At 61.6% G+C, this 5267-nt stretch carries 5 protein-coding genes; 3 read left to right on the forward strand and 2 right to left on the reverse strand.

All coding sequences use genetic code 11. The features are described from left to right. Nucleotides 1–90: 90 nt before the first annotated feature. The 3 genes from EN994_RS16615 to EN994_RS16625 all read left to right on the forward strand — a co-directional run bounded on the left by EN994_RS16615 (nt 91) and on the right by EN994_RS16625 (nt 4168). Entirely contained in the window at nt 91–1311 is a 1221-nt protein-coding gene (locus tag EN994_RS16615; protein WP_013531282.1) for an OmpP1/FadL family transporter, read from the forward strand. A gap of 306 nt (nt 1312–1617) precedes the next feature. Continuing rightward, nucleotides 1618–3342, forward strand: a complete 1725-nt coding sequence (gene ilvD, locus EN994_RS16620) for a dihydroxy-acid dehydratase (protein WP_024503842.1) — start codon at nt 1618–1620, stop codon at nt 3340–3342. Continuing rightward, nucleotides 3329–4168: a tetratricopeptide repeat protein gene (locus EN994_RS16625; RefSeq protein WP_013531284.1), complete on the forward strand. Its 840-nt coding sequence runs from the start codon at nt 3329–3331 to the stop codon at nt 4166–4168. Before ilvD ends, EN994_RS16625 begins: the two co-directional genes overlap by 14 nt. A 50-nt stretch (nt 4169–4218) precedes the next feature. On the opposite strand, the gene EN994_RS16630 is transcribed toward EN994_RS16625, so the two are convergent. Both EN994_RS16630 and EN994_RS16635 read right to left on the reverse strand, forming a co-directional pair. Beyond that, nucleotides 4219–4473, reverse strand: a complete 255-nt coding sequence (locus tag EN994_RS16630) for a hypothetical protein (protein ID WP_244506831.1) — start codon at nt 4471–4473, stop codon at nt 4219–4221. A 135-nt stretch (nt 4474–4608) separates the two neighbouring features. After that, on the reverse strand, nt 4609–5267 hold a 659-nt coding region (locus EN994_RS16635), incomplete at its 5' end, for an exodeoxyribonuclease III (RefSeq protein WP_127307660.1).

A 5267-nucleotide genomic window follows, 5' to 3' on the forward strand; every position in this document is an offset into this window, starting at 1 on the left:
GTGTGTACATGTACGCCCGCGAATTCGTTGTTGCACCGTTAACCTGAATTGGTTCTAGCTTGGTGCACTCGAATTCGGGGAGGACATTTCATGACTATTCTGCGACTGAAGGCGCTGCTGGGGGCGGGCTGCTTTTCGCTGGCTTTGATCGGGACGGCGATGAATCCGGCACATGCCGGCGGCCTGGAGCGTGGCGGCTACGATATCGATCTGCTGTTCGATCCGGCTCCGTTCGCGACCGAAGCGGAAGCGACCTATGTGATGCCGGACCGCAAGTACGAGAATGCGCGCGGTCCAGGCGGAGCCGATCTCGGCTTGGGCACCTCGGCCGACGGAGCCGAGGGCTATTGGGTTCCGCGCGTGGGAATGAAGGTCCAGGTCGTGCAAGGCGTGGATTGTATGGTCGATTATTCGCAGCCCTGGGGCGCGCATACCGCACCTGGCATGTGGAATGGTGCGCTTTCCAATACGGAAACCGATATCAAGAGCAACAACTACGCTGGTACATGCTCTTATAAATTTGATGCGGGCAAGGGCCAACTTCGTTTTATCGGCGGGCTGTTTTACCAAGACATCTCGGGATTCAAAGAAAGCTTGGTAAACGTACTCCCAGCATTGACAGGCCGTGTCGATCTCGAGGCCAGTGGCTGGGGTTGGCGCGCAGGCGTCGCTTATGAAATCCCCGACATCGCGTTGCGCGCGAGCCTTGTCTACAATTCGAAAGTCAAGCTCGACAATATCTCGGGTGCGCTCGACCTCACCAGTATTGGCAGAGGCGTTACCGATATTTACGGATCAACACAGTACATGCCTGATTCCGTGGAGCTGAAGTTGCAGTCGGGTATCGCTCCCGGCTGGCTTGCCTTCGGTTCGATCAAGTGGGTGAACTGGAGTTTGCTGCAGAGCGTTCCTATCTGCCCGGTGGGGGCTCCGTCCTCACTTTGCTTCACCAACGGCCCGGCAGAGGCAACCTCCCTTGACCTGATGTATCGTGATGGCTGGACCGTATCAGGTGGTATCGGCCACAAGTTCAACGATCAGTGGAGTGGAGCCGGTCAGTTGACTTGGGATCGCGGCACCTCGCATGGCTTCGGCGCGCAGACCGACACCTGGACGCTGGGTGGCGGCGTCGCTTATACGCCGAAGCCCAACATTGAGGTTCGCCTGGCCGGTGCAGTCGGTGTGCTCACCAGTGGTCATTCCGGCATAGTGATTGGCGAGAACGGAAAAATTATTGGTGACGACGCCACCTACGATTTTGGCAACGATCTGGTCACGGCATTTTCCGGCGGTATCAAGATCAAGTTCTAACCTGTTGAGAATTTTACAAAAAGGCCGGGCAATACCCGGCCTTTTTCATTTGGGCGGCTCTTGCCCGTGCGCCATTCATATAGGCCGCGTGCACATAAGCCGCGCTGTTGTCGCCCTCCTGCTATTGTGACGTTTTGGCAACACTTTCTGAACAACCCCTGCGGTAGAGGTCAGGCTGAGGAAATTGCCCATTTCCCGCCATAAACCCGGCGCACCTCGATCTTGTCTCGGGACACGCGCCAAAAGGCTCGGCGAGGGGGCAGGCCGCTCCGCCCCATTTGCAGGGAAGATGGGGCAAGGAAGAGTATGGACGCCAAAGTCATCTCCAAGGCTAAGCTCCCTAGCCGCTATGTGACCGTCGGTCCGGCGCGTGCGCCGCATCGTTCCTATCTCTATGCCATGGGTTTGTCGGCGGCCGAGATTGCGCAGCCGCTGGTCGGGGTCGCCTCCTGCTGGAACGAGGCGGCGCCCTGCAACATTTCGCTGATGCGCCAGGCGCAGGTGGTCAAGAAGGGCGTCGCGGCCGCCAGCGGCACGCCGCGCGAATTCTGCACCATCACCGTCACCGATGGCATCGCCATGGGTCACCAGGGCATGAAGTCGTCCCTGGTGTCGCGCGAGGTCATCGCCGATTCGGTCGAGCTCACCATGCGCGGCCATTGCTACGACGCGCTGGTTGGGCTCGCCGGCTGCGACAAGTCGCTGCCCGGCATGATGATGGCCATGGTGCGGCTCAATGTGCCGTCGATCTTCATCTATGGCGGTTCGATCCTGCCCGGCAGCTATCGCGGCCGCCAGATCACCGTGCAGGATGTTTTCGAGGCGGTCGGCCAGCACTCGGTCGGCACGATCAGCGATGACGAACTGCTTGAGATCGAACAGGTCGCGTGTCCCTCGGCCGGTTCCTGCGGCGCCCAGTTCACCGCCAACACCATGGCGACCGTCGCCGAGGCGATCGGCCTGGCGCTGCCCTATTCCTGCGGCGCGCCGGCACCCTATGAAATGCGCGACCGGTTCAATTTCGCCTCGGGCGAAAAGATCATGGAGCTGATCGCCAGAAATATCCGGCCGCGCGACATCGTCACGCTGAAGGCGCTGGAGAATGCGGCGACCGTGGTCTCGGCTACCGGCGGTTCGACCAACGCGGCACTGCATCTGCCGGCGATCGCGCACGAGGCCGGCATCAAGTTCGACCTGTTCGACGTGGCCAAGATCTTCGAGAAGACGCCTTACATCGCCGACCTCAAGCCGGGCGGCAAATATGTCGCCAAGGACATGTTCGAGGCCGGCGGCATTCCGCTGCTGATGAAGACCCTGCTCGACCACGGCTATCTGCATGGCGACTGCATGACGGTGACTGGCCGCACTTTGGCCGAAAACATGCAGCACGTTGTCTGGAATGAGCATCAGGATGTGGTCCGCCCGGCCAACAGACCCATTACCCAAACCGGCGGTGTCGTGGGCTTGAAGGGAAACCTGGCCCCCGAAGGCGCGATCGTGAAGGTCGCGGGCATGGCGGAGTTGAAATTCTCCGGGCCGGCACGCTGCTTCGATTCAGAAGAGGAATGTTTCGAGGCGGTGACGCATCGCAACTACAGGGAAGGCGAGGTTCTCGTCATTCGCTACGAAGGACCGCGCGGCGGCCCCGGCATGCGCGAGATGCTGTCGACGACGGCAGCACTCTACGGCCAGGGCATGGGCGGCAAGGTGGCTCTGATCACCGACGGGCGCTTCTCGGGCGCGACGCGCGGTTTCTGCATCGGCCATGTCGGCCCCGAAGCAGCCGTGGGTGGCCCGATCGGACTGCTCAGGGATGGTGACGTGATCTCGATCGACGCGGTGAACGGCACGATCGACGTGGCGTTGTCCGATAGCGAACTGGCGGCGAGGGCAAAGACATGGAAGGCGCGCGCGACCGATTATCAGTCGGGCGCGATATGGAAATATGCACAGACGGTGGGGCCAGCGCGCGATGGCGCGGTGACCCATCCGGGCGGTGCGAAAGAAACACACTGTTATGCGGACATCTGAGTTGTTGAGGTCATCTGTCTTTTCGGCACTGGTCGTGGCCGCCACGTTTGGCGCGACCTTTGGCGCCGTCGGCCAGGCCATGGCCTTCGACGACAAGGTGTTCGACGACAAGACCGGGGTGAAGCCGCAATCGAGCCCCTGGGCGGTCTTCCAGTTCGGCTTCTCCGCCTACAAGAACGGCCACAAGGAGCAGGCTGCCGAGGCCTACAAATACGCCGCCGAAAACGGCCAGATCGGCGCCACCTGGAAGCTTGCCCGCATGTATGCCGAGGGCGACGGCGTGGCGCGCGACGACTATGAGGCGTTCAAGTTCTTCTCCGAGATCGTCGACCAGGATGTCGAGCCCGGCTCGCCCGAGGAAAGCTATGTCTCCGATGCGCTGGTGGCGCTTGGCGACTATTTGCGCACGGGCATTCCCGGCAGCCCGGTCACCGAGAACGAGGTGGCGGCCCAGGAATACTACATGCGCGCGGCTGCCAACTACCGCAACCCGAACGCACAGTTCGAGATGGGGCAGATGTTCCTGAAGGGCGAGGGCGGGGTGAAGGCCAGCGTCAAGCAGGCCGGGCGCTGGTTCCAACTCGCCGCCGAGAAAGGCCATGCCGGCGCCCAGGCGACGCTGGGCCATCTGTTGTTCCAGAGCGGCAAGATCGTTCGCGGCCTGGCGATGATGACGGCAGCGCTCGAACGCGCTTCGCCCGCTGACCAGCCCTGGATCCGCGGCATGCAGGAAGAGGCATTTGCCACCGCCGGCGAGGCCGACCGCCGCACCGCGATCTCGCTGGCCGATGATATCCTCACCAAGGGCAACAACGCGGACCAGTAGTTTTGCTGGCGGCTGAACTGCCGATCTCCCCCACGAAGCGGGAGATTGGCTCAGTTCGCGATCGGCTCCGTCGGCACCATGCTGGGCGCCGGCGTCGAGATCGGCGTGACATGGGGGTGTGGCGCCAGCGTGTTTTCCGGGCAGCTATCCCCGATCTTCGTCCACGAGGTGTTGTTGAGCACCATATCGCAGCGGGCCAGATGGCTCTGCTCGGCCACCGTCAGGCAGGCGACCTGACCGATCTGGTAGGATTTTCCATTGGCCAGGCATTCCTGGTCGGCAAATGCCGTACCAGGAACGGCCATGGCAAATGCCAGGCCAATGGGACAAAGATGAAATCGTGCGCTCATGGAACCCCAGCCGCCATGCTGGTCTGCAATGAACGGCGCGAAATGTGGCGATATGAGGGTTCAGCGCAGACGGGCCCGGCGAGGGTTCTCTCAAGCCGGCTGAAGCGCGAGATCGATCGCCACCGGGACATGGTCGGATGGTTTTTCCCAAGCGCGCACATGCTTTTCGATAGAGGCCGATGAGAATCGGTTGGCGGCTTCCGGCGACAAAAGCAGGTGGTCGATACGGATGCCGTTGTTCTTCTGCCAGGCGCCGGCCTGATAGTCCCAGAACGTATAGGTGTCGCGCGCGTCGGTGACCGCGCGCACCGCCTCGGTGAAACCAAGATTGAGCAGCCGACGGAAGGCCTGTCGCGTCTGCGGCTGGAACAGGGCGTCGCCCAGCCAATTCTCCGGAAACCGCGCGTCGATCGGCTCGGGAATGACGTTGTAGTCGCCGGCGAGCACCAGAGCCTCCTCAAGTCTCAGCCGTTCTTCGGCCCAGCGCTCAAGCCGCGCCATCCAGGACAGCTTGTAAGGAAACTTCTTCTCGTCATCGATCGGATTGCCGTTCGGCAGATAGAGCGAGGCGACACGCAAGGCGCCCTTGTCGGTTGAGAAAACGCCTTCGATGAAACGCGCCTGTTCATCGGCATCGTCGCCGGGCAGGCCCCTGATCACCTCGTCGAAGCGCAGCTTCGACAACAGCGCGACGCCGTTGAAACCCTTTTGGCCATGGGTTTCGACATTGTAGCCAAGCGCCTCGATCT

Origin of the sequence: Mesorhizobium sp. M7A.F.Ca.CA.002.09.1.1 (assembly GCF_003998555.1) — a bacterium.
In the GTDB taxonomy this organism is placed as follows: domain Bacteria; phylum Pseudomonadota; class Alphaproteobacteria; order Rhizobiales; family Rhizobiaceae; genus Mesorhizobium; species Mesorhizobium ciceri.